The 26,136-nt window shown below is 52.8% G+C and carries 14 protein-coding genes and 3 pseudogenes; 8 read left to right on the top strand and 9 right to left on the bottom strand.

From position 1 onward, the window contains the following. Positions 1-118: 118 nt before the first annotated feature. Positions 119-822, top strand: a pseudogene (locus tag V8J81_RS10605) (IS6 family transposase). Between the two features lie 1,032 nt (positions 823-1,854). On the opposite strand, the gene V8J81_RS10600 reads toward V8J81_RS10605, so the two are convergent. The 5 genes from V8J81_RS10600 to V8J81_RS10580 all read right to left on the bottom strand — a co-directional run bounded on the left by V8J81_RS10600 (position 1,855) and on the right by V8J81_RS10580 (position 8,381). After that, positions 1,855-2,187 (bottom strand): hypothetical protein, encoded by a 333-nt coding sequence (locus tag V8J81_RS10600; protein WP_368475719.1) that lies wholly within the window; start codon positions 2,185-2,187, stop codon positions 1,855-1,857. A 789-nt stretch (positions 2,188-2,976) separates the two neighbouring features. After that, positions 2,977-3,975, bottom strand: a complete 999-nt coding sequence (locus V8J81_RS10595; RefSeq protein ID WP_368475718.1) for a Hint domain-containing protein — start codon at positions 3,973-3,975, stop codon at positions 2,977-2,979. A 469-nt stretch (positions 3,976-4,444) separates the two neighbouring features. Beyond that, the gene (locus V8J81_RS10590; protein ID WP_368475717.1) at positions 4,445-6,298 is read right to left on the bottom strand and encodes an EAL domain-containing protein; all 1,854 of its coding nucleotides are present in this window, start codon (positions 6,296-6,298) and stop codon (positions 4,445-4,447) included. A gap of 114 nt (positions 6,299-6,412) precedes the next feature. Next, the gene (locus V8J81_RS10585; protein ID WP_368475716.1) at positions 6,413-7,558 is read right to left on the bottom strand and encodes an MFS transporter; all 1,146 of its coding nucleotides are present in this window, start codon (positions 7,556-7,558) and stop codon (positions 6,413-6,415) included. Between the two features lie 76 nt (positions 7,559-7,634). Further along, the gene (locus V8J81_RS10580; protein WP_439649885.1) at positions 7,635-8,381 is read right to left on the bottom strand and encodes a hypothetical protein; all 747 of its coding nucleotides are present in this window, start codon (positions 8,379-8,381) and stop codon (positions 7,635-7,637) included. 414 nt (positions 8,382-8,795) lie between these two features. Between V8J81_RS10580 and V8J81_RS10575 the strand changes: the two genes are divergently transcribed. Then, a complete protein-coding gene (locus tag V8J81_RS10575; RefSeq protein ID WP_368475714.1) occupies positions 8,796-9,011 on the top strand; it encodes a hypothetical protein in 216 nt (71 codons plus the stop codon). Between the two features lie 421 nt (positions 9,012-9,432). Here V8J81_RS10575 and V8J81_RS10570 read toward each other — a convergent pair whose 3' ends face one another. Next, positions 9,433-9,705: a thermonuclease family protein gene (locus V8J81_RS10570; RefSeq protein ID WP_368475713.1), complete on the bottom strand. Its 273-nt coding sequence runs from the start codon at positions 9,703-9,705 to the stop codon at positions 9,433-9,435. A gap of 2,143 nt (positions 9,706-11,848) precedes the next feature. On the opposite strand from V8J81_RS10570, the gene V8J81_RS10565 reads away from it, so the two are divergent. Next, entirely contained in the window at positions 11,849-14,233 is a 2,385-nt protein-coding gene (locus tag V8J81_RS10565; RefSeq protein ID WP_368475712.1) for a calcium-binding protein, read from the top strand. A gap of 119 nt (positions 14,234-14,352) precedes the next feature. Here the strand turns inward: V8J81_RS10565 and V8J81_RS10560 are convergent, their stop codons facing one another. Further along, complete coding sequence (locus tag V8J81_RS10560; RefSeq protein WP_368475711.1) at positions 14,353-15,021, bottom strand: hypothetical protein; 669 nt, start codon at positions 15,019-15,021, stop codon at positions 14,353-14,355. A gap of 1,608 nt (positions 15,022-16,629) precedes the next feature. Between V8J81_RS10560 and V8J81_RS10555 the strand changes: the two genes are divergently transcribed. Further along, complete coding sequence (locus tag V8J81_RS10555) at positions 16,630-17,505, top strand: calcium-binding protein (protein ID WP_368475710.1); 876 nt, start codon at positions 16,630-16,632, stop codon at positions 17,503-17,505. A gap of 455 nt (positions 17,506-17,960) precedes the next feature. On the opposite strand, the pseudogene V8J81_RS10550 reads toward V8J81_RS10555, so the two are convergent. Then, positions 17,961-19,089 (bottom strand): annotated as a pseudogene (locus V8J81_RS10550) (IS3 family transposase). 1,293 nt (positions 19,090-20,382) lie between these two features. Here V8J81_RS10550 and V8J81_RS10545 point away from each other — a divergent pair. The 3 genes and pseudogenes from V8J81_RS10545 to V8J81_RS20520 all read left to right on the top strand — a co-directional run. Continuing rightward, positions 20,383-22,143, top strand: coding sequence for a type I secretion system permease/ATPase (locus V8J81_RS10545; RefSeq protein ID WP_368475709.1), 1,761 nt, complete (start codon positions 20,383-20,385; stop codon positions 22,141-22,143). Beyond that, positions 22,140-23,444 (top strand): HlyD family type I secretion periplasmic adaptor subunit, encoded by a 1,305-nt coding sequence (locus tag V8J81_RS10540; RefSeq protein ID WP_368475708.1) that lies wholly within the window; start codon positions 22,140-22,142, stop codon positions 23,442-23,444. The genes V8J81_RS10545 and V8J81_RS10540 overlap by 4 nt, the downstream gene beginning before the upstream one ends. A gap of 78 nt (positions 23,445-23,522) precedes the next feature. Then, positions 23,523-24,132, top strand: a pseudogene (locus V8J81_RS20520) (IS6 family transposase); the annotation flags it as partial. Positions 24,133-24,241: 109 nt separating this feature from the next. Here V8J81_RS20520 and V8J81_RS10530 read toward each other — a convergent pair. Beyond that, on the bottom strand, positions 24,242-25,156 hold the full coding sequence (locus tag V8J81_RS10530; protein WP_368475707.1) for a LysR family transcriptional regulator: 915 nt from the start codon (positions 25,154-25,156) through the stop codon (positions 24,242-24,244). 162 nt (positions 25,157-25,318) lie between these two features. Between V8J81_RS10530 and V8J81_RS10525 the strand changes: the two genes are divergently transcribed. Beyond that, positions 25,319-26,083 (top strand): EAL domain-containing protein, encoded by a 765-nt coding sequence (locus tag V8J81_RS10525; protein ID WP_368475706.1) that lies wholly within the window; start codon positions 25,319-25,321, stop codon positions 26,081-26,083. The last annotated feature ends 53 nt before the right edge of the window (positions 26,084-26,136 follow it).

Raw genomic sequence — 26,136 nt, 5'->3', positions numbered from 1 at the left:
CGTTCCATGAGAGCATTTCTCGAGTGAAATTGGAGTTCGGTAGCTTTTGTTTTGCCCCATCGGTATTGTCAGGGGAACATCGCATGAGCGGGGCAGGGCGGTCTCGTAGCCTCCATGGATGTCCAAACGCGCCCTATTCAAATACTTCAAAACCAGTCCCGAGATCATCCGTCTTGCTGTGATAATGTACGTTCGTTTTCCTCTGTCGCTTTGGAACGTCGAAGATCTGCTCCATGAGCGCGGCATCGATGTCTGTCATGAAACGGTGCGGTATTGGTGGCAGAGGTTCGGCCCGATGTTTGCGTCGGAGATTGAGAAACGGCGGATCGAGGGCTTGAAATCAAGCAAGTGGCTTTGGCACTTGGACGAGGTTTTTGTGCAGATCAGCGGCAAGACGCACGATCTTTGGCGGGCCGTAAATCACGAAGGCGAAGTGCTCGAAAGCTACGTCACGAAGCGTCGCGACAAGAGGGCCGCGCTCAAATTCCTAAGAAAAGCAATTCGCAAGCACGGTCGACCTGAAGTGTTGGTAACCGACAAGCTTCGTTCCTATAGCGCCGCTCTCAAGGAACTTGGCGGTGCGGATCGGCAAGAGACAGGTCAATGTGAAAACCATCGAGCGGAGAATTCGCACCTGCCGTTCCGACGAAGATAGCGTGCGATGCAGCGGTTCCGGCGCATGCGAAGTATGCAGAAATTCGCCTCTGTCCACGCTTCGGTCTGCAACCACCTCAACCGCCAATAGTTTATAAAGTCGGCCCCATTTTCAAACTGAACCGCACCGCCGCTCTAATTGAGTGGCGCGCCCTTTGCGCCGCATAAGCGGCAGCGCTTCTGTCCTAGCTGAGGCTGGTTCAAATTAGTCTGACAGTACCAATCAATCGGCCAATTATTGCCGAACTGCGGCAGTTTGACGTGGGCGTTAACTTCTCGTTAACCACACACGCCTAGGTAGAGCAAAACTGCAACAGAGTGGTTAGTCATGAGTGACATGGAACTAATTGAGCGCACGCAATCCGCGTTGCTGGAGGCAGAAAGTCAAGGTTTTTTGCACACGGCCAAGGCATTGCGATCTGAACTTGAGCGTTTGCTAACGCCCTACCCACAAACGAATTATGCATCCCAGCTCGTGAACTGCGGGGCATCGGCTGATGTTGCGGCGCCTAGGGGGCGATCCTAATACCTCAAGGATTAATGGTTTGTTAAGTGTTCTCAAATGAAAGTAAGTGCTTTCACGTGGGGCAAATTGAGAATGTACGAAGAGAAGTTATTCACAGAAATCGCCAGTCTTCTGACGCTCGCATCAATGATGGGACACGATGATCATCCGGGGCTCAAACGAACCCTTATTAGGGCTCTTGCTGCCGACACGGGGATGTCACCAACGGATGTCGACTCACTACTCCACTTAGCCGAGGCAAACCGGCTTGCTGGACGAGCTGTTTTAGGGACGAAAACAGCAGCACACGCCGACCACGTGACTGCCTTCTACTCGGAGGTTTGCGGACATGGCATAATCGGATGCCGGACATGCGGGTCACTGCTCCACAGCTAAGCAAACAAAATGTCTAAATTCGAAGGCGTTGGGATTTCCCCGCTGGCGACTGATCGTATAGCGCTCCGATCACCGATGTCTACCTGAGTATCAATTTGTTGAGTGCCCTGCCAGATGGTAAGATGCCAGCGAGGCTTGGATTGGGAAACCCTTTATCGCGTAATATTCCAGGTCCGCTGGTTCCGCGAGGCCGGTTTCTTTGGTAACGTCCCTATGCCCTTAATCAAGGCTGGGTTTGCTTCGTCAACGCACTCTACGAGATCAATTCTCAAGAATGCCTCTTCAGAGCGCCGCAGAACTTAGCTCGCGTTTTCGACACCCATCATGTCCCTTGCACGATCAAAACTGGCATTGTTGACAAGGCAATGTGGCGTGCCATCTACCACCGTCGCGATTTGCAAAACTTCTGCCGTCGTTTTTGTGTTACGTTGGTCGAGGAGGATACTTCTGTAGTTAGCAAACAGGTCTTTGACCTCTTGGCTTGTGCCCAGACTTAAGAACTGGCTGCCGATTGAAAACTGGAAAGGAATTAGAAACACAAGGGAAAGATACTCCAACTGACCCTTCGTATAGGCGTAAGCCTTATCGTAGAAGAAATCTTGGATTTCCTGAGACATTTGAACGAACGACACTTCGCGTCCTAACGTAGCTTAACTTGGTACTCATACTTGCGCTGTCTCTGCCTGCAGAATTAGTCTAAGCTGTCTGATAACTCCATTCTGCGCGGATTCCGCCAATTATACAGCCCTTTGCTTCGCCAATTAGTGCAATATCCAGCAAGGCCTGTTTTGGAGAAGCTGTGCTGCGGCGAGCTGACCGCCGACCAACCACAGCTTTGGGCCGCGAGACACACCTCTAAGCAAATTACACCCTTCTATGATGCTGCGTCGGGCAGTTTCTAGGCCAAAATACCTTCATTCTGCGAAGCAACGAATATCGGCTTTGCTGATGATCGCCGACGTCTCGTAACTGGGCCGGTTGTAACAGCGTTCGCTGTGAGCTCAATTCATTGACAACTGGCGCAAACCAAAATCCCACTCGGAATAAATCTCCGAAAACCCTGCGCAATAAGGTTCTGGTCAAGAGCCTAGGTGTTGAGTCACAGTGTTTGGAGGATCTTCGAGCGCAAGCATTGCTCTGGCTGAGGAATGGACACAATGAGCGAAACAATCAATTTGGTGATGGGCAGTGCATGGGACTTTATTCTAATAGCAGTAACAGTGGTCGTCGTCGGATTTCGCGCGTTTGAACGACGGGCGAACCAACAAAAGGATCAGTAAGGGTCGCGGCTGGCGCGAAGTGCGACGCGAAATCTGGCTACTTAGCGAGGGTAGAAGGGAAGCCCTGCCTTAGCCTTGCAAGGGTCCCGATCATTCGTACCAAACCGCGTTTTTCCGAAGCGAAGCCGAATGCACGCCAACCTACGCAACATTCGGCATATATTCCCGCGGTTCGCCGCAAAGCGGAGTTCCATTCTTCTGGTGGCGCAGCAGAAGTTGCTTCAATTTCTTACCATTGGCGAAAACTCTCGCAGGCGTCATGGCGAAGATTTCCGATGGGTTGAGTGTCTTCCTGATGGTCCTCATTTCTGACCGACTAAGGTCCGCAAGAACGCTTCGGCCCAAGAATAGGCTTTCCGTTCCGAGTCCATTCGCTTCAATGATCGAGTGTTCACTTAGCAGCAAGTGAATGTAGGAGAACGGTTTCTCTGTTTCCACGCGGCGTATTCCCTTGAAACCGATTAACTGCGCTGCGGGCGCAAGGATCTCCTGCTCCCCATACATTCTTTGGGCAATTTTCGATCGGATCAGCATCCGGTGCTGCGGTGAAACGAATAAATCGGCATGGTTGGAAGTAAGGGAGAACGCCGTCCCCGGTATTCTAATCGGGGCATGTCTCGGGTTGGCTCGCAGATGCTGTGCCGAGATTCTGCGATGTCGAATGTAGGCAACCGGCATGGCACTGCCACCCAGTACGCAAACAAGATCACCAACACGAAGGTCCTCAACTTTAATGGAGCCAGTTGGGGTGGAAATCAATGTTCCAGGTAGAAAACACGGTGGGCCGAGCTGGCTCGTCAGGAGAGGTCCTTGCGTCGTCACATATGTCGAGGAAACAAATTCCCCTCCAGATAGTACTTGCCCATCTGTCGGGGTGAAAATGACACTGCCATCGCTGATGTAGATTGTCGTGCCCACGTAAGTCACGTCGCCGACCCCGGGTACAATGATAGTCACTGTATCGCCTGGCCAAGAAGCTGTGACATCCAGACCGGCAACAGCGTCGTCATCAAACTCGTCAATATCGCCGTCATCATTCTGATCGGTAAGAGTGAACTGCTGTACGGTCACTACCGTTCCAGGATCTGGCGGATTTGCTGGGTCAAACGTGAAGAATTGATCAGTAAAACTGGTCGGCATTTGGTCACCCTGTTGGTTGAGTAGACCGAGCCGTAGCTTCCCAAATTCAAAGAATTACTAACGTTAAAGAGAATACAGAATTCTCTTCAGATTCAAGAAAAACTCGAGAAGACGTGCCAAAATAGTATTCTTGTTGAATACGGGAAAACCGTATGCGGTGTGGCGACTACTGTCAGTCCGCTGCGTCATGCCAAGTTAGCTCGAAGCTAAATGGAGATTCAGCAAAGAATATCAAACTGGTTCCCTCTGAGACGACCTTATAGCGATATGATACAGATTTGAGGAGCAGAAACGGCGGAGGGCCTGTTCGTCATGGATGTGCAACTGATCAGCCCCGCTTGAGTGGTCCAAAGCCAGTTTGGGGCTGCCAACTGACTTAGTCACCTAAGCTGGGATTGATGCAAGATGCCAAAGAAACAAACTCCGACCCATGGGCCTCAATGCTAGTTGGTCGCAACGACGAGTGGCACTAGGGCAGTTTGTCTATCGATAGTTCCACTTGTGGGAGCTTCGAAATTGAACGCCAAAGGCACCCACTCGTCTGATTCAGCATTTTGAATAGGTCGAACCCGGCCATCGGCTTTCCAAAGTAGAACCCTTGCAAAATATCGCAACCTAATTCGCGAGCGAGTTGCGCCTGGTCTTCAGTCTCGACCCCTTCTGCGACCACTTTCAGCCCTAGGCTCTTACCAATTCCAATGAGCGACTCGATCAGTGCGCGGGAACGTTGGCTTTCTGCAGCTGGCTGAATGAACTGACGATCAATCTTGAGAATGTCTGGGTTTATCTGAAGCAGCCCCTGGACTGAAGCATGACCGGTTCCGAAATCGTCTACTGCAATCTCTACGCCGATTTCACGCAACTCCTCTAATGTCCAACTGGTGGTGCTATGGATCTGCTCCAGGTAAACTGATTCAACAAGCTCAACAGTCAAACGTGTCGGGTCGATCCCTGAGACTTTAATTTCATGTAAGAGCGTCGTATCGGAGAGGCGACCAGCAGAAACGTTGATCGCAAACCTAGAGAGCTTGGTATGTGCTTTATCAAGATATGTCACCGCCTCCGCAAGGCGGCTGAACAAGATCGCATCAATCTTTGCTAGGATCCCCATTTGTGCCGCGACTCCTAAGAAATCCGCGGGCGGCATGAGACCCTTTGTCGGATGAGACCATCGTACAAGAACTTCAACACCCGTAATTTGACCTGTCGAAGCATTCACCAAAGGCTGGAAATAAGGAACGAACTCTTCCCGCTCGCACGCAACTAGTAGCTCTGTCGCTAGATGCCTGGTCGCTAAGGATTTGGTATGCATTTCCGCCGTAAAGAAGGACCAACGCCCACGGCCCGCCGACTTGGCGTGATAGAGCGCCGTGTCTGCATCCCCGACGATTTCTTCGGGGTTCTTGGTATTTTCGTCCGCGATCGCCAAACCGACACTGGCTCCACAGGAAACCAATTTTCCGCCGTATTCAAATGGCTTGGACATCTCCTGCATGATGACGTCTGCGAGGCCGCTGATTTCGAGAGCGCTCTCTCCGAGAGGCCTCAAAATCACAAACTCGTCTCCCCCTAAGCGCGCCACAAGGTCCGAGTCGGAAGTGATCCGCTTCAGCATTGAGGCGACGGCGACAAGTAAACTGTCCCCCGCTTCATGGCCAAGCGTGTCGTTGATGGCCTTAAAGCGATCCAGATCGATGTACAGGATTGCGAAGGCGGTGCCGCTCCTTCTTAGGGAGGAAATCCAGATGCTTAGGTTCGCCTCAAAGTGCCGCCGGTTAGACAGGCCGGTTAACGGATCCTCGTTGGAGTCGCGTGTGACGGCTGTGGCGATGGAGCGTAGGCGTCTGTTCTCGCTTTCCAAGAAAGCGATTTGTTCCGTGTAGTTCGCAACTAGATCGTTGGTGGAGGCGTCGTTTGCGAGCTCAATAACGTTCTTCAACGGAGTTGAGCGGGATTGAAGCTCGATCAAGGAGCAGAGCCACCAGCGACTGCCGTCCTCTGGGTCAGTGAGTGGTGTCCACGTCATCGTAACCCAGACGGGGTCACCGTTCTTCTTGTAGAGCCGCACCATAACGGAGAAGTGCTCCCAGCGCATCAGCTTATCGATGGTAAGGAGGTGGGCGCTTTGGTCCATGTCCGGGCTGACAAAGATCGTCGCACGCTGGCCTATAACGTCGGCTTGGTCGAATCCCATTATACGAACCAGCGACTTGTTGCACCAATGGAACACCATCACTGCACCGTCGTCATCACTTGCGAGTGCCAGCCCCAAGCCTTCTTTGCACTTGGAGGGCACTTGTTCGAGGAGGCGGGGCGATATCATGAAACCAATCACTAAGAGCCTAATGAGTATCGCTCATAAGTTAACGAGTGGTTAACGGAGCCCGGCGCGTTTGCGGTCGAAGCCCCGTATGTTTGGCGGCGTCCGCCAAAGCATTTAGCGGCCGCTCGCGGGAGGCAGGCCTGCTTCGGCTGGGCGCCGGCTTGCGCCAAATGCGCAGAGCAATGCTAAGAGGCACAACCCGCATATCGCGAGGCTCGCGTACCCTATATCCATCCCTGCCAGGACGGAGACTGTCGCAATACCGCCGATCCGAGCAAAGGTGATGTCAAGGCTCGCCGAGAAGGTCGTTAAGCCTTCGGGCGCAAATCTTAGGATTAGCTGCGTCGAGGGTGCATTGCTACACGCCAGTCCAGCGCCGACCAGAACGGACGAAAGTGCGACGAGCAGGAAGCTTTGATGATTGAACAACAGCAGCACTGCGACCGCCAGAAATAGCGGCGCGGTCAGCATGATCCCTTGGACATGATCGCGATCGACCAAGTTCCTCAGAACGGTGCTGATGCACGAAAAGGTGAGCCACGCCAACGACAAGACGAGCCCGATTCCGGAGGCGCTGATGTCATTGTCGGACAGCCAAACCGGGAGGCGGAATAGATAATAGGTGATGCTTCCGTAGGTGAAGAAGACGTAAGCGAGTGTCAATAGAAGGTCCCGACAGCGCAGGATTTCCCAGTGGTTTGGTGTGGGTGCCGTGGAGGGTGCGGTATCTTGCGACTCAGTACATTTCGTCAGCAAGACCCACGCGCTGGCAGCCGAAATTGCGATGAAGGCGAAAGCCAGTCTCCAGCTTTGCCCCCCAAGGAAGTGCCCATAAAGAAGCGGGGCGAAGGCTGCGATGTAGCCGGTGAGACTCCCCCACAAGATCAACGCACGTCCTGGCATGTCAGGGGAGGCACGCGTGAGGTAAATTGGGACCAGCGGGGAGAAAATGCCGCCCCCGAACCCTTGCACGAGGCGCCCGAAAATGAGGGTTTCATAGGTCGGCGCCGTGGCAGCGACCAAAGCGCCCGCCGCGAAACACGCTACTCCCGCGCCAAAGACTTTCCGGATGTTGAGCGCGTCGCCGAAGCATCCGCAAAACAGCACACCAAGGGCGACCGCGGCGCCGTAGGTATTGAACACCCAGGCAAGATCCCCAACCGACAAAGCAAAATGCGCCTGTATGGCGGGCAACAAGAGGGGCAAAAGGGTAAGGTCCATCACGAAGGCGACGTAGGCCGAAATCGGTCTGAGGATCACGGCACTGCGCAAGGTGAGCCCTCCGGCAATCTTTCGAATTTTTGCGGATATCGGCGTCAATTTCCAGAGTGTTTCCTCAGCCATTGGCAGGAACTCCAACCCGTAGAGCGGCGCGCGCGAGCGATGCGGGCATCGTTGTCATTGCTGCCACCGTCGCGCCTTGGACGGCGGGTCGTGTTTTGGACAGTGTACGCGCCAATTCGCTGGCTTCCATCCAGATCAGATAGTCTTCCTCGGTCACCTGTTGGTCCGGCCCGATCCAACGTCCAGGCTCGCAATGGTTGAAGCAATAGCGCAGATGCGCACCTTTGGCAGCGACACGCTGCGGCACAAGCGCGAAGACATACGAGGGGTTCCAAGCCGCCACCGCAACCTCGAGCATCAGACGCGAGAGCAGGGTGGTCACGCCTTGACTGCGCGCGCCACCAAGGCCTTGGGCGCGCAGCCAGAATTCGCCCTGATAGCAGACCTGTCCGGTGATGAAATCAAGCGCGTTGGGTCCCGAATAAAAGGTCTGATCCGGGTCAGGCGTCGAGTCAGGCGTGATGTATTTGTGGCGATGACATACCAGGTGCGTGTTCAGCGAGGTGCCCGACAGGTCAAGAAGCCGCACGGCTTGCGTATGGATCAGATCACCGTCTTCGTTGAATCCGCAAATCCAAAAGCCGTTCGTTTGGTCAATGTAAGAAGCCGCTACGTCGAACATCGGATAGATTGGCCCTCGATCAGACAACTTGCTTCGGTAGGCCCGGTATTTGGCGAAGTCGTCGCCAATCTCGATACGAATGCCGGTTTCTTCCAGGTCTCTAGCAATTCGGGACAATTGGGTTGTTAGTTCAAAAAGTCTACTTGGCGAAGTCATCCTTGAGCAGCTCCTCAGTCCCAGTTTACTGGGCGTATTCGAAGACAATATGGTTAACATACCGTTAGTCATGAGTTGGTTTCGAGGTTTAACGGAAAATCGCACTGAATGTGCTTAGGCTGCATCGGCCGCGAGGCTTCACAGCAACTCTGTGCGTGAGAGATGACCGCTCAAGAAAGATGTTCCATTGCTCTTTCGTGCATCGCACGTGGCGCGTCGCCACAACGGCTACATCCCTGTATACCTGTCCACCATTAGCGTGCTGATTAGCTAGAGATACGAGATTTGGGCGAGAAACCGCTTACGCAAAGGTTAACTTAAGACTTCATTAACACTCATTACCGACACTTCCTTTTGCCAATAGGGAGAATGACCATGACCCCAGATACTTCCATTCTAGAAAAGCTGCTTGTCGCGGAAACCGCAGCGGAGCGGCGTGGCTTTGAGAACACTAAGCAGGTACTTACTGAGATGATTGAGATTGAACGGCGAAGCCTCTTGGTTCGTGGCGCGGGCTTCTATGTTGCACCCACCAACGGAACCACAAATCAGCTTCGCCCCATTTCGAAAAGGTCGTTAGGGGATTGTTAACCAAGCGCCGGCATCCTCTTCGCTATTGTATGGGGAAGAGATATGACGAGAAACACAGACGACGTGTTCCGTGCAATCGCTGAACTCGCGCTCGAATGTTCAAGCGAACACGGAATAGACAATTCATTGAGAAGACTGGAACCCGTACTGAAGGGTTTGAGCGAAGACTCCGGAGTGAATCTTCATTTGCTTCGGTCGCGGCTGCGACGGCAGATAGAGGTGCTGAATCCATCATACGTCGTTGCTTGCAGTCCGCTCCCGAAATCGGGCCAAGCTGGCCAAACAGCGCACGATTTCCTGAGGAACCTCCACTAGGCCTACAAGCAGACGAAAGGGCCTTGTTTGACCTGCCAGCGCGGGCGGTTCGAGGAGCCGTGTTCTACTCGCTCATGGGAACGCCCGCTGTTGCCCCCTCCACCAGCTACTGGCACCAAAATTCAGGCCCGTCAGGCCAGTACCGTGCAAGGCCCTCACGAACGAGAATGTCACCAACGTCGTCGCCGTTCACATATAGATTTGCCAGCACTCTGCCGTAGCGGTCGGCTTCTCCTAACGACTGGATCTGCCAGTCGCTGGTGTTCAGCAATTCAACCAAGCGTCTGGAAGCCGCGCGGGCCAAATCAATCTCGGTGAAGCCGCCACAGACGTTCGTGTATTCCTCCGGTGTGTCGCACCCGGCAAGACGGTAGTTCACGCCGTTCAGCCAAATAGTGTCTCCATCTACAACGCAAGTGTACCGATCTGTTCTGGGGCACGGTTCAATAGCAGCCGCTCCATAACCGGATGCTGCAAAAAAGCAGGATCGCGGCAAAAGCTGCCTTCATCCTGGATGCTTAGGGAGACTCCTGGGCCAGTTGCACTGTCGCTAGCCTCGAGAATTGTCACACTTTGAACTTCATACCAAGATCGCAGGGTCGCAATTGTCGATGATTGAAGGTCACGTTTGCCTTAGTTTTGAGACGCCTTAATTCTTAGAAACGTGTTCTGTGCTTCGGTGATCTCTTATATGACTACACGTACGCAAAACCTCTAAGTGAAGACAGGGTCTCATTCTAAAATACTTCCGCTTTTTGCTCTTCCGCAGGTGGTGAAGCGCAGCAGCGAAACACCTATGAAGCAAAATGTACCCTTCAACCAGTTCCCTCCGAAAGAATACGGCTTGCCCGCGGTCGCATAGAAAATACAGTTCTGAATCCATTTGATCGGCACGAGGTTATGGTCCTTATCCCTTTGATTCGAGAGACGCCTGTAAAGTGGCTGCGATCTGCACAGTTTTATCTCGACCAGTCCACCATGCACTCTGATCCGTGTTGCGGTAGGCCAACCGTTCTGCGATCGGTTGTGAGTGCGTGCATGAAAGAATTGCTTTTTGATGATCTGAACAGGATAGGAAGTATCTTCAGTTGGTGTTTTCGCGACTCTGTGCACTCCGAGATATGCTGGTCAGGCACGCCGGCGGTGAGCACAGTATTCGATCGGGTGATTTAGCAAGCAACCGTCAAAAATCATTCATATGGTTAAAAATGATAAGCTATTTGATTGAGTCTAGTCTTGTGCTAGCCGTAGGGCACGCGTGAGGGCACGGGCATAGCGCGCGTACAAGGATTTAGGATTGCTCCGTCCAAGCTAAGAAAAGCATGAACGGCTGCTGAAGCGCGCGGCGTTGGTGTTCGCTTGGACAGCTTCAGACGCGCAAAAAATCACGTTGAATTTGCTCAAACTTCTTTCTGTCCGTTAAGATAGCTTTCGAAGAGGCAAGACTTGTAGTTATTATTTGCACTTGGAAGGCAAGGTAAGAGTAGTTCTTTTTGAGGCAAATTAGGGAAATGGAGGCTCTAGCGGCCCATGAACTCCTTGAGAATGGCAACACGGCACACGCCACAGCAGCAGTAGTAGCAAGTCGCTTTCCAGACGCGTCAGCTTTGGAGATCTGCTTTGCACTTTGCACGGTCGCAGCGAACCTTGAAGCGCCAGTCATCAATCACCCCAAACTAGGAGTGCCATTGCCGCTTGCCATCTATCGGACAGCTACCACCATAGCCGCTGATGTTTGCTTTCTTCAGACCTCACAACAGAGTCACGTATTGGCATGGCAGTTGGCTGAGTACTGGAGCGCAAGCGGCGATGAGTTTTTTGTTGCGTCCGCCAAATGATGCATGCGCTTCTCCTTGGAGCTTCAAAACCAGCCAATTTCCATAGAAAAAGGTAAACGTGAGAAAGCCAGTCCCAAGCCAGTTTTTTTGCTCTTGTGGCATAAACGTGCGGCTATTTCTGCGACGCGAAATCTGATGAGACCGCGGTAACGAAATCGAGCGACGGCTTCTGCATCATCGGACCACTAGGTTACAGCAGGCTGGACAAAATGGATCACGTTTGACCCGATGCCCATCACAACGAAGGCGGTACGCATCCGCACCCCGATATACTGGATAGTAGTGCCCAGGGCGAACGTACTGAGCTTGTTAACACCGCTGTAAACATGATGCGCTACTTCCACAACTTCTTCAACGAGACGGCTCCCCAGAGTGGGAATGACCTTGGGCGATCGCATTCAGCTGTCAAAAGATAGCCTGGTAGACCGAGTACTACGATCCACCAATGCGGGCCGCGAGCATAGAATTTGCCAACGAGGCATTCACGCATCGGATTCTAACCAACATTTTCGCCTAGTGACACTGATAGTGCCTATAACGATACGTCGTCCGCTCGCCAGGCAATGTATCTAGATGAGAGGATATGGTTTACAAAAGCCTTCAGAAACCCCTTCAACAGGTTTCCATCCTCCATCGCTTTGCCCAATTTTGAACATCCGGTACAACCTGTAGAAGGACTAGCCCTTGGTCAGCGAAACTGAGGGTGTGATGATGACTGTTTATGAGATCACCACAATTGAGTCGACCGGTACTTTTTCTACTGACGGCCATTTCAACGTGAATGTTTTGCCTGGTGCAAATACAGGTGAAACCCCATGGGGAGGGAACGATGGCAATCCGCTTGGCGCGCCAACACAGGAAACCCTGAATGCTCTATCTGAGTTCAGGGTCGATTACACGAGGTTTCCGGCTGGTCAAGAAAAAGAAGCGTTCTCAAATTACGGTATCGTAATCAACGGACAATTAAGTGATTTTCTAGATGAATACCTTTCGCATGCTCATGAGCATGGCATGAAGGTAAGCCTGGTCGTTCCAGTTGAAACACTGGAGCCATACGGAGGCGTTGGCGCAGCAGAGCTTTACGACCAACTGGCAGCGATGTCGCAACTGATCGGTGAACAGTATCCCGGCACTGTGGCGTCATATGAACTCGGCAATGAATACTGGATCAAGAGAGAGCCGGGCGACGAGACGCGTGAAGTAGACTATGGTGCTGGTGCCGCTCAGGCTGCAGTCGCGTTAAAGTCTGGCATGGACGCTTCGGGCGACAGCGCAGCTATCCTAATTCAAGCCTGTGGAAACCTTGGGGGAAGCTATGGAAATGATATCGGCACAGCGAATGCAGCAATTCAAAACGCTTTTGAGAAAGTTGCTGATCCGAATGGTTTGATCGACGGCGTTGTTAGAAACTTTTATTGGCGGGATTCCGGCCAGGGTGGCTTCCAGGATGATAGTGGAATCTTTGCCGAAGATCGCGGGCTTAGTGAGAATTTCGACGGAGGTGCAGCGGCAAATTGGGAAGATTGGGTTGGAACCGAGCTTTTGCGAGTTGTCGGCGAATTCAATATTAATCGCAATATGGCCCTAAGAGGTGATGAAGTTGATATCGGAATTCATGGAGCATCCTTTTTATTGGAGCACTATACAAACCTGGTGGAAGCAGAAGTAGATTTCTCGTTCGCTTGGCCGATCATCCATAGTACCCAAAATGCGTATCTCAACCGCCATGAGGATATAGTCATCGAAACTGTGAATGGCTACGACGTCGTAGTTAACAGCACGCGCGCGGCAATGTTCGACATTCTTGGAGAGGTAACCGTTGGCCTGGAGCTTTTGAATACTGATTGGACTGCGACTGAGGGTGCAGGGGATCTTGAAATTACTGTTTTCAGCAGCCCGTTGCAGTCTGAGGAGATGCCGCAGAGAAGCGAGATCTTTATCAGCTCTAGAACTTCAGAAGCCGACGCCTTCACGGTAGATCTTTCTTCGGTTATAGATAAAAATGCAGAATTGTTTGCATATATCGTCGGGTATGCGCAAACCGGAGGTAATCACCGTAACGCCGAGCTGCGCACAGTTGACCTGGGTTCAGCTTGGATTGACGGCACTCTCGAAGTCTTTCTGAACCCTTACGAGGTGCTGCACATTACGTCTGTCGAGCCAAGTACTTCCCCCGTGGAAACCGTCAACGAAATCCCTGGTACTGCGGCCGATGACTTTTTCCTTGGCCTAGAAGGAGCAGACTCCATTTCTGGCGAAGACGGAGATGATGTTTTGATTGGTGAAGGTGGCAACGACTTTATTCAGGGTGGCGACGGCGATGATACTATCCTCGGCAGCTTGGGCGACGATCGCATTCGTGGTGGACATGGCGCAGATGTGCTGGACGGAGGCGAGGGCAGCGATACAGCGATAGGTGGTGACGGTTCTGACACCATACTTGGCTACGGCGGCCGAGATGAATTGGAAGGTGGCGCGGGCCAAGATTTTCTGGTCGGCGGCGTTGGTGAGGACACGATTCTAGGTGGAAACGGCGACGACCGGATACACGGCCAAGAGGATAACGATTCTCTCATGGGAGGAGTCGGCAACGACACTATTTTCGGCGACAATGGGTTCGACTTCCTTCAAGGAGATGCCGGTCAGGATTTGTTAATTGGCGGCGGAAATAGCGACTCCCTGCGTGGAGGAGATGGAGCAGACGAACTTATCGGTGATTGGGGGTTTGACACGTTGGACGGTGGTGCTGGAAGTGACACCCTCAACGGCGGGTCGGGTGCTGACGTTTTGACTGGTGGACTTGGAGAGGATTTGTTTTACTTCGACAATTTCGACGATCGCCTTGACCGGGTGACAGATTTCCAAGTTGGTGAAGACCTACTCGTGTTCAATACAGGGGGATTTGGAGGGGACTTCAACGGGGTGGAGTTTATCGCTTATGATGGTGGCGAGTCCACTGTCGTACGGTTCCTTAATTCCAATGAAATAGTTGATAAATCCCTTGGCGGAATTATACTAGATGGTGTCGATCATAATGGTATTAGCGCAAGTGATCTTCTAGTCTTCTGAATCTAATTGGAGGTCTTTGACGTCGCGATTTTTTCAGTACTGCTTCGTTAAGGTTTTTTGCTATTTTCTAGTATGCTACCATACGGGCAGGTTGCTTGCCCCTGTATAAAGTGGTAGATTCAACTTCTATCGCTTCCTTTTCCCTTGAGCCAGAGCACCTCTTCGAGGTGATCCAAGGATGCATCCAAAACAAATGGCAAGACCTCCAATGCAAATTCAGAGCCTTCAGATGCCAGCCTTGCAAAGAAACGAAGCTTTTCTATCAGTCCTTTTGGAGTATTAGGGGTGCTTCCCGCAATCTCAGTTTCTAGTTCCTCTAGTTGATGAAGGTAACTGTGAATTCGCAGCTCCGACAACTCAAGTTGCTCAAATTCGTTTTCACTGATGCCCATATTTGCGACCGAGGGGCGGTTAGGCTTCGATTTTCGAGATGTGCTTGCGGAAAAGTCAACCGCATATTCGCCTTTTTCGATTTGCTGAGGTAGGGTCATATTTTGCGGCGAAGAGATGGCCTGTTCAACACCATTGGGCGTGACCGGATTACTTACCAGAACCGGGCAGTCTCCGCTTTCGCTTGTAGCGACTCGGCCGACTCTCTGATGACGCTTGGCGATGCATGCGTACGCGTCCGTTACTTTTTTGGTTTCCTCCACATACCTGAGTCGCAACCCAGCGTGCTCGTTGATCAGCTCGTTGATTAGCTCTCTTCGTGAGCTGTTTGCAGCTGGAGACCATACTACGTTTGCCGTTCGCAGTGCTCTGTCGTCCCAGTTAGTCATGTCTTTCACCCACTTTTTTCTTAGATAATGTCAGGCATAGTAAAAATAGTGTTAACGCGATCATCTGGAACTGTGGAGGCCTGGCGCAGTTTGATTGGTGTACGCAGCGAAGATTAAGAGGATTGGGAAGTCACCAGTCCTACAGGACCCGTTACATCGCAGATCGCCGTCCTTGCAAAAGTACGCAAGATCGCCAGTGAGCCAAGGGCTCATCTGGCAAGTCTTTGCTATAGTTTTAGTTTCAGTGAGTTGATAGGTTTAGTGACTGCTCAATTACTTGATGGCGTCAAATCATTAAAGAAGAGCAAATGTTTCGGACAAATTTAGCTCTGTAGTGGCACAGAGTGCAGCTGCATGTAATTGCGCTATTTTCCCGCCAATGAAACTGAGAGAGTATGGTCGCCATACCAAGCCAGAAGGAGGTTGAAATATGGTGTGGTCCGCAACGGTGCGTCGACCACCCGTCACGCGCGTGCTGTTTACGGATAGTGTCAGGGTGCAGGAAACAGGTAAAAGATGCGTCATAACCCCTATGCCTCGGCGGCTTACTACCGATTTTCCAAGGGCAACAAGGGACGGTGTCGGCCTTAGCCACTCAGCAAAACCCCGCATGGCAGAGTTGAATGTATAGCAGTCATGTGTTCGTGAGATGCCCGAACTTTCAAGGGCTCCATTCTGCCTCCACCCGGTGTTTGCTTCCGTGTCGTTTGCAGGCAACTCGCGACACGGTCACAAATCACTGGGTGCAATGCCGCGACTGCTACCCGCGCTGCTGCAGTGCGGTTGGCTTAATGTCCCTTCCCAGCTTGTCGCGTTCTCCAAGGCCAACTCCGAGAGTGACTATCTTTCGGCGGGCCAACAAATCCTCATTGCAGCTCGATTTTGGAGGGTTGATCCAAGAGTTGTTGGTCGAAGTTGATTTGTAAACCGAGCCAATGGCGCCACCTTCTGGAAGAAAATGGGGGACATCATCTTTGTCTCTTTGTCGCGAGTGTTTCAGAACTGGTGCGATGAACTGATATTTTGGCCGAAAAGCATCGCAGAATGTCGTCTTGTGTCGTAACTTCCGGCACGGCCAAAAGCTCGAAGGAACCACCGTTGGAATGAGACAAGTGCGCACAAAAAGTTGTTTCAACTGCAACTTCCATCGGACTGTTTTTCTTTTCGCATGCGAGAAGCAACGCCTCTGCCGTTACTACAAAGAGCTGATCATCGACCGCTACTAATGGGGAGAAGCTCCAAGAACTTGCCGGTGTTGGATAATGCCGTTTTTCATGCCTCACGATAGCACTTAGGCAACCGCAACGGCGTCGTCAGCTTCGGTGACGATGCATGCGACACAGTTGTTCGACGTGCATAAGAACCCTGTGGGCATAAACGCGGAACTACTTTTGAGTGAAGCCTTTTGGTGTAACGACACTTATTCTTGCGGTCAGTGCAATTGAAACAACACTCGTCTGACGCTCTGTCGTCTATCAAGCACCCGCCGCTTCTAACTTGGGTTTTCGATTTGGCGGCGCAAATCAGTAGCGCGTTAACCAATGTCCAAAGAATTACGAATTCATGCGGTGTAGTATGCTAAGTGTCTTATGAGGTTCAACTTGCGAGACCCTTATCATGATTGGCATTCTTGGATTGTTGCTGCTGGGTGTGGGAATTTCTCTGATGTTGCCGGACGGCTCTGAGGACGGCAGTTCAGATTTCGGAGGCGATGTCGCCTCGGATGAGCCTTCTGTAGAAACAGATGCAAGCGCAGTGTCGCCTGATCAGACTGAGTTACTTGATCTTTTGCCGTCAGGTTCTCGTGATGTGGCGATTGACGATACATGCGTTGATTTCATCTCGGGGCCAGAGGCGGCGGAAGTTGTTGTTGCTGACGAGAGCGAAGCAGATAACAACCGAACCGGCGCATCGAATGCTCCCTACGAAAATGACTTCGATCTTGACGCCTTTGAGTCTGTCGAGTTCGCTCAAGACACCGACAATGAGATCATTGGTACAAGTGGAAGCGACCTGCTCGTAGGAGGGGGTGTTTCTGATACAGTCGTTGGCTGTTCTGGTGATGACTACCTATACGGTGGGGAAGGGTCCGATACTATTCTTGGAGGAGACGGTAACGATCTTATTGTGGCGGTCTCAAACCCATATCTTGAAGACGAAGCCCCTGCCTCTGAGTTATACGGAGGCGATGGAGATGACACGCTCATTGGCGAGAACGACGACCTCTTAGTCGGGGGGAATGGAACCGATTTTTTCTATATTTTTTCTGACGATGGAGCCACTCCCAAGACTGCAAGAGTTTCTGATTTTGACGCTTCAGCTGAGTCTCTGCTGATAGAAATGAGGGATGACCAAACTGGAGGCGAGCTTCATCTCGATGTTCGGCCAGTAGAGCACGGCGTCGAAGTGGTCGTGAACGGAGTGCCAGTTGTCCTTTTGGAGGGCGTTTCTCAGACTGCTGAGTTGGACATTAGAGTGGCAAGCGTAGCTTAACACACAGCTTTTTCTTGAATGGCCAAGCTGCTTCAAGTTTCTCCTGTTTGTGGGCGCCATCTAGCTCCAGAAACCCACCTCCGGTTTGAAAAAGTGGCGGCGTTTGAACACTTCGACTGACCGGCCCCACTTCTAGTAGACGTTTTTTTGTGAGCGCAATTCGCGGTTTGATCCATTTTTTTGACCGTCAAAAATACTCCCACGTGTTTAGCCTTTCGAGGCTTGATTATGGGCGTTGGTGATTGTGGCCAGCGCCCCATCGCGCGATCATGTATACCGTTCAGGACAGCCAGTGACGTCTTTTGCCTCGACAGATCGATTGCAGACACCCACCTTGAGGATCTCATTGGATGGCAGGTAGCGCCGCTTGGACAACGATTTCGTGAAGCTGCTCTGACGGTCTCTGAAAAAGGTCTCTTTTTTTCACGCTGACCTGCTCCCCTTAGAGTCGGCGTTTATGGGCTAACCCTGTTTAGGGTTTGGTCCTTTTTTGACCGTTGGTGATACTGCCACGGGGTGCGCTTGTCGAGGCTCGAATGCTGGCGGTGGTGATTGTAGTCGTCGCGCCATGCGTGGATTAAATGGCGGGCATGGTGCAGGGTCGGAAACAGGTGCTCGTTCAGGCATTCGTCCCGCAGGCGGCCATTGAAGCGTTCCATGAAGCCGTTCTGCATTGGCTTGCACGGCGCGATGTAGTGCCATTCCACTTGGCGATCCTTGTGCCATTTGAGCATGGCGTTGCTGGACAGCTCGCTGCCGTTGTCGCTGACCACAAGGCAGGGAAAGCCACGCATCTCGGCGATCCAGTCCAGTTCACGGGCAACGCGATGTCCGGACAGCGATGTATCGACCATAGAGGTCAGGCACTCCCTGCCGAAGTCTTCGATGACGCAAAAGATGCGGAACCGGCGACCATCGGCCAGCGCATCCGACACGAAGTCGAGCGACTATCTCTGGTTTGGTCCCCGCGGGATCGTCATCGGCGCCCTGGTCCTGATCCCGCGCTTACGTCCGCCCCGTTTACGGACGGTTAACCCTTCTTCGCGGTAGAGCCGGTAGAGCTTTTTCCAGTTCACGGCCCAGCCCTCCCGCGTCCGTAGGATATGCCGCCGCCGGTAGCCGAACCGCCGTCGCTCTGAGGCCAACTCTTTCATCCTAACCGGCAGTTCCGTGTCAGCGGGACGTCTCGACTTGCGCCGATAGACACGCGGATCGATCCCGGCTAGCGCACAGGCCCACTGCTGGGAGAAGCTCTTCTCTTTCATGGCCTAGTCCACAGCCTTCCTCCTCGAACCGGGCCTTAAAAGCTTTTTTTCCGAGCATCTCTTTCAGCGTGGACACAACCAGCATCTGTTCGGCCAGCATCTTCTTCAGTTTTGCGTTCTTAGCTTCCAACGCCTTCAGCCTTTTGGCATCGGCGACCTCCATGCCGCCGAATTTGCGTCGCCAGTTGTAGAACGACGCGTCGCTGATCCCGTGCCTGCGGCACAGATCCTGCGCCGACACGCCAGCCTCGTGTTCTTTAAAAAAGCCAATGATTTGCGCTTTGCTGAAACGGCTTCTCTTCTTCGTCTGTCTCCTCAGTTGAAGAACAGACCAACCTCAAACCGAGGACTTTTCAGTGGAGCAGGTCAACTCAGTTTCATCATTGTCGTCTCCGACAAAAACAAGCGAAACAGCAAAGCTTAGAAGCAGCAATGAGAAAACAGCCAGCAATGGAACGCTGCCCCTAGTGCGTGCATCGTAGATCAATGCTGAGCGCAGAGGCTCGCAATTTGAAGTTGTTCTAGGTCTACTTTGAAAATCTCTCTACGGACTTTTTGAGGTCCTTGTATCACCATGTATTGGAATCCAAATACAGGATCATTAACGGCGCGCGCGCCGCGGAGAAGGGGAGAGGTCTACAGCATAGTTGTGACTACAACCAAGCAAACCTAAACTCATCAGAAGCGTCAAAACGTTGGTCAAACGAACGAGCGGTGGATGACCGCCTGAGCGTTGGGAGCGAAGGGGAAAGGTCATAGCCTTTTCTTGCATCCATGCTGGTTTCTTGGCTATTCGAAAAACATATGTCCAATCGGTTGTCGCGTGCAGGGGGCTCCATCCTCCAAAGCGCCATAAGTTTTAGCCTCTTCTCTGCTACGTCTTCTTGTTTACCTTGCATACTGAACTCCAAAGTGCAGGATGAGAATGGTACCTAAACGGAATTAACTATCTACTAAGCTCTCGTTGTGAATGAGGGAGCGTGGGGGTGGATCAATCAAGCCGTTCCAGCTTTTGGGGCTTTTCGAACGTCCCCGGCCAGTCTTGAATGCTCTAGTGTAAGTGGTTGAAGGGGGTGTTTGCTCTCTGGCGCGCCTCGTTTTGGGGACTCTTATGCCCTGACCCCTGTGAGGGTCCAGCGTAGCGGGAGCTTACGAGCTCATGGCCGAAAACAATGTGACGCAAGGGTCGTCTTCGCCTCCGTAGCATGTGTCTCTCGCTTGAGATGCACAGTCAATGTCTCTTACGACTGAGGCGAAACGCCATTCCGCCGTTTTGCTTCGAAAACTGCTCGAAGAAACTAGTTTAGAGGCCCACGCGATCAAACAAGTTAGCCTAATGAGTTTCGCGCTCACGGACATCTGCGCCATCGATGTGAAAGAAAAAACTGCTCTCCGTGGACAAAACAAGCCGATTTCATGGCGGTTTTCACGGGGATGGCGCTACGCGAAGGCAACGAAATCTATCGGTTGCGCACGCATGTTCACAGTCTAAAAACTGCCAAAGCAGACTCGATTATGATGATTTCACCTTCTCTAAACGAGTTTGAGTGATGTTAGGCTAGTTAGTTCTTTCAAGCACAGTCCCGGAGCTGATGGATGCCTGTTGCTACATATGTCTTGGAGTGAATGGGTTCAGATATTGCCTATAGGAAAGTCGAACCACACAGACGAACTCGATACTTTTCGGCGCCGCAATGCGTGGCTTTTGTGGTCCGTGCTTCTTTTCAGCCTGTTCGTAAACGTGCTGATCCTCACCGGTCCGCTGTACATGCTACAGGTATACGAACGTGTATTGGGATCTGGCAGTGAAGAAACGCTTCTGGCTCTCACTGTCCTCGTCGGTTTCTTGTTCATCATGATGGGCCTTTTAGATTTCGCACGCGTTCGCGTGGCTGCGCGTTATGGGGCGAAGTTGCAACAGTCATTCGATGCACGGGTATTCCGCGCGGCGCTCTCGCGGGCGCAACGCACGGGTCAGGCGCAAACAGCTTTGTCTGATTTGGCTTCTGTCCAGCGTCTTACCTCATCGCCCATTTTCATGGCTGTGTTCGACCTTCCTTTCACGCCGCTTTTAATCGCTGTCATCTTTATCTTTCACCCATGGCTTGGCTGGCTCGCGCTCGGCGGCGCGGTGTTGTTGGTTGTCGTCACAATCCTCAACCGTCAGACAACGGCAAAGCCGCTAAGTGAAGCGGCTGAGACTGTGCGTCTTGCCGACCGCATGGCAGGTGAGATGCAGTCGCAGGCGGAGGTCATACGATCCCTCGGCATGCAGGATGCGGCCTTCTCGCGATGGCATAGTCAGCGAAAGCGTGCACTGAGTGTCTCTATGCGAGCAGCGGACAAGGTCGGCGGCTTCTCCACCTTGTCCAAAACGCTTCGGCTGTTCCTGCAATCCGCGATCCTTGGTCTGGCAGCATTGCTGGTCTTGCGTGGAGAGCTTCGGGCTGGAGCGATGATTGCAGGATCCATTCTGATGGGCCGCGCTTTGGCGCCGATTGATCTCGCCATCGGCCAATGGTCGATGATCTCAGAGGCCGCACGTGGATGGGGGCGATTGAACGGACTACTGGCGGACGAGCCTGTGCCGTCCCCAAAGCTGGACCTGCCGCGACCGAAAGCAGCGCTCGAAGTGGCAAGCCTATCGGTCGTACCGCCCGGGGCGAGCGCGCCGACGCTGCGGGGTATTTCGTTTCGGGTAGAGCCTGGAGAAGCGGTTGGCGTGATTGGTCCGTCCGGCTCCGGCAAGTCCAGCTTAGCTCGTGCGATCACGGGTCTTTGGCAACCTTCAGGCGGGTCTATCCGCCTCGACCGGGCGACCCTCGACCAATACGAGCCAGATCGGCTTGGAAAGCTGATCGGATATCTCCCACAAAGCGTCTCGCTTTTTGACGGGACGATTGCGCAGAACATTGCTAGGCTTGAGGCCTCTCCTAATGCCGATGCCATTTCGATGGCAGCCGTGGCGGCGGATGCCGATACCATGATCCGCGCCCTTCCGGATGGGTATCAGACGCAGGTCTCTGGGATCGGGCCCATGCTGTCGGGCGGACAGGTCCAACGCGTCGGCCTCGCCCGTGCACTCTATGGCGATCCGGTCCTCCTAGTTTTGGATGAGCCGAACTCCGCATTGGACAGCGCAGGCTCGGACGCCCTCAACAAAGCAGTACAGGGCATGAAGGAACGAGGCCTAGGAGTGATCATCATGGCGCACAGACCCAATGCCATTCAGCAATGTGACAAGCTCCTTGTTCTACGGGATGGCGTGGCCCAGGCCTTTGGGCCACGGGATGAAGTGCTGGCGCGCGTCTTGAAAAATACGGCGGATGTACGGTTGGTTTCAGACAATCCCGGCAAAGGAGGCCTAACATGAGCGAGAGTGACCACAGCTGGTCGGTCGCCGGTCCAATGCGGCTTGGCATTCTATCGCTCTTCGTACTTGTTGGCGGCTTTGGAACTTGGGCTGTTACAACAACTCTGTCAGGAGCCGTTCTGGCCTCTGGGCAAATTGAAGTCGATCTTAATCGACAGGCAATCCAGCACCCTGATGGCGGATTGGTGGCAGAGCTTCTCGTCGATGAAGGGGAACGTGTAGCCGCAAGGCAAGTCTTGGTCCGTCTCGACCCCTCAGAATTGCAGACTGAACTCACAATTGTCCTAGCCAATCTTGCCGAAGTGCAGGCCCGTAGGGCGCGGCTAGAGGCCGAGCGAGATGGCAGTGAAACGGTCATCTTTGCGCAAGACCTCATTGCATTCGCCGATGTCGATCCGGAGATGGCGGATCTCTTGACTGGTCAACAAAACCTCTTTGCTGCGCGTGCAGAAACGACTGCACGAGAGATGGAACAACTGCGTGGGCGTGTCACGCAAATCAATGCGCAAGTCCGTGCACTTGAAGCACAGCAAGATGCGTTGGCAGGCCAAGTCGCGCTCGTAGAGGAAGAGCTAGAGCGGCGGCAAGCGCTGCTGGACAGCGGGGGCGGCACGCGTGAACCAGTGGTCCACTTGCAGCAGGAACTTGTTCAACTCCAGGGGTCGGCGGGAGAAGTGGCGGCTGGTCAGGCAGAGGCTGCGGAACGGATAATTGAAAACGAACTGGCCATCTTGCAGCTGCAAACCGAGCGACGGGAACAAGCGATCACTGAGCTCCGGGAAATCCGTGTCACCGAACAGGAGCTGACGGAGCGGGCCAATAACCTGGCCACACGCATCTCGCGTATGGAACTTCGCGCCCCGGTTGCTGGACGCATTCATGGTCTGACGATCTTTGGCGAAGGGTCGGTTCTGCGTCCAGCTGATCCGTTTGCCTATCTGGTGCCCGAAGGGCGCCCGCTCGTGATCTCAGCGCGCGTGCCAGCCATCGACGTTGACCAGGTCTTCGCAGGCCAAGAAGTCATAGTGGTGTTTCCGGCTTTCAACCAAAATGAGCTGCCTGAGATCAGGGGTCTGGTCAGCCAGGTCTCAGCGGATGCGTTTGTAGACGACGTCAGCGGCAGCAGCTTCTACCGCGTGGAGATTACTCTCCCAGAGGATCAAGCGGCATTGCTAGGGGAACGAGCACTTGTGCCTGGTATGCCTGTAGATGCCTTTATCAGGACTGAGGAGCGTACGCCAATGACGTATTTGATTGAGCCCTTCACGGCGTATTTTGGACGGGCGCTGCGGGAGAGCTGACGGCGAAGTCCTTACATCTGGTGTCAACCTGACAAAACCTGTAGTGCTTTCAGACGAAGCTTTATTGAGATAGACAGGCTGCCTTTATGGACTTGTGTCGCGACTAAACGATCCCCGTTCAAATACTTTAAGACGAGCCCGGAGATCGTCCGTCTCACGTTATTTTCTATATTCAATTTCACCTTCGCTCTGGCGCGTCGAAGATCTGCTGCATGAACGTGGTGTGGAAGTGAGCCAAGAGTCCATCCGATACTGGTGACAGAGGTTCGGCTTGATGTTTGCGTGCGAGATCAAGATGCGGCGGATCGAGGGTTTGAAAACAAGCAAGTGGCGCTAGCACTTGGGCGAGGCTTTTTTGAGGATCGCCGGCAGGACTCACGATCTCTGGCGAGCCGTGGATCACGAGGGCGAGGTGTTGGTGAGCTATGTCGCCAAGCTCCGCGTCAAGAAGGCAGCGCCGAGATTTTTAAGAAAAGCAATGCGAAAGCATGGGCGGCTGGAAGAGTTGGTGACCGACGTGCTTTGTTCCTATGGCGCGGCACTCTTGAAGATTGATGGCACTGAACGCCAAATGACCGGTCGTTGGGTCAACAATCGGGCAGTGCACTCGCATCTTCCGTTCAGACGAAGAGAGCGCGCAGTGCTTCGGCTCCGAAAAATGCGAAGTTTGCAGAAGTTTGCCACTGTCCCTAACATCTTTTGAAGCGTGCAATAACTCTTCGGTAGGTATGCAAAGCCATGACCATCAATTGACCGTGCGTTTCGGAACCAGAGGACCTTCTTGCGGCCGTGGGGAGCTAGCGTTTGTGAAGGCGCGCACTCACTTTCAATAATAATCTGCGAAACCACACGTTGCGTCCCGAATGATCCAACCTCCTATGCCAAACGAGCTCGTACTGGAGTTTCGGCAATGTGAAGGGAGTTGGACAAAAATCCAGTCCGGCAAACGCCGCTTCGCGGAGTCGCTTTGGCATAGTAGCTACCAATTCCGTGCCGACCATCAAATCACCCAGCATCGAGGTAGTTGGGGCCAGCAAACTATAGCTACGTTTGAAACCCCTCTCTTCGAATGCGGTCTCTACAACACTTTTGGCGTGGCCGCCGAAATCAACCGCAGCGTGCGACGCATCAAAATACTGTTCAATGCTCGTAATGGGTGGTCTCACCGTTGGGTCAAAGAAGATCACGAGCTCATCGTGACCATACCGGCAGCTGTTCAGGGCCGGCGAGTATTGAAGACCAGCAACCGCAATCGCCAGATCGACTTCGCCTTCCGTCAACATTGCTTTGACTTCACTACGAGGGGCTAACCTTCGAATGTGAAGACTTGATCTAGGCGCAACAAATCTGAGCTCCGCCCGTAGTGCCCGCATGTCTTCAATCAAAGCAGGCGTCGAGATAGCGATCCTTAGCGGTCTCGTTTCCAATGTTGGGTCGAATTCTTCAGGTGCCTCCAATCCTTCAAATTCAGCTACTATCCTCTGAATCCTTGGCATGATGGAAATTGCCTTTTCGGTTGGAGTGATCCCTCGACCCGCTCTAACGAAAAGCTGGTCGCTGAGCGCCGAACGAAGCTTGTCCAAGGTATGGCTCACGGTTGATTGATTAAGGTTCAATGATCCTGCCGCTCGACTCACCGAGTTCAGTTCAAAAACCGTCACGAATACACGTAGCGAATGGGCGTCCAGCCGATATATATCGATTTCTCGCATACGAAATTGCCCTCCCATCGATGGATTGGCTGTTCCGTAGCTGTTAGTGTCACTAGCATCAACACAAAGCCAGCTCGCGAGTGAGTAGGGTTCCACTTTGCAAAGACGCAGCTGGCTCATGCACGTTAGAAACACCATGAAACCTTAACTGGGATTTTTGCCATGCCGGTTGTGCCATACTTTCAACCGTTGATCCGAGTTCAGACCGGAAGCTTTGAGGGATTGGAAGCGCTAGCGAGGTACAACCGCGGTGGACGTGTTTATGCTCCAGCGAAATTCATGAATGGCATGAAAGGCAACCCAGAACGAGAGGCAGCATTTGATTGGTTGATGCTTAAGAGGGTGGTCGAGAATTGTAGGGAATGGATTGCGGACGGCGTGTCGTTTGAGAGCGTCGGCTGGAATGTTGGAAGTGGCTGTCTGGGCTCAGACTCTTTCGTAGAAAAACTAAGTTGCTGTTTGACAAGTATCGATATGGATCCGAAGGCACTGGCCATTGAGATAACTGAGGCAGCTCTGTCAGGCCATTCCTACGAAAAGAAGTTGTCCAACATTGAAGCCGCTCGGGCGTTCGGTTGCAAAATAGCGCTAGATGACTTCGGGACAGGTGGATCGTCTCTCTCCATTCTCCGTGACGTTCCATGCACGGCGATCAAGATTGCCGGAGAGTTCGTCGACGACGTTCTAGTGAACTGGCGAGTGGCCGCGATAGTTGAGGGTATTGTTGGGGTTGCCCATTCGCTGGGCGTTCTGGTGGTAGCTGAGTGTGTGGAATCCGAGACTCAATTCGAAGCAATCAGTGACCTCGGATGTGACCTTGTCCAAGGCCACTTCTTTTTCGAAGCAGTACCAGGTTCTAGGGTGCCTAACTTACTAGACAGTTTGAAAAGAAGGAACCATCTTGAGGGGCTCAATGCTCTGCCATAGCCGTTCAGCCACTGGACCTACCTCGTTGGGTTTGCGGCCGCCCTCGGGGAGGC

This window comes from Gymnodinialimonas sp. 202GB13-11, assembly GCF_040932485.1.
GTDB classification, from domain to species: Bacteria; Pseudomonadota; Alphaproteobacteria; order Rhodobacterales; family Rhodobacteraceae; genus Gymnodinialimonas; species Gymnodinialimonas hymeniacidonis.
The sequence above is the reverse complement of the archived record's forward strand: the minus strand, read 5'-3'. Positions and strand labels throughout refer to the sequence as shown.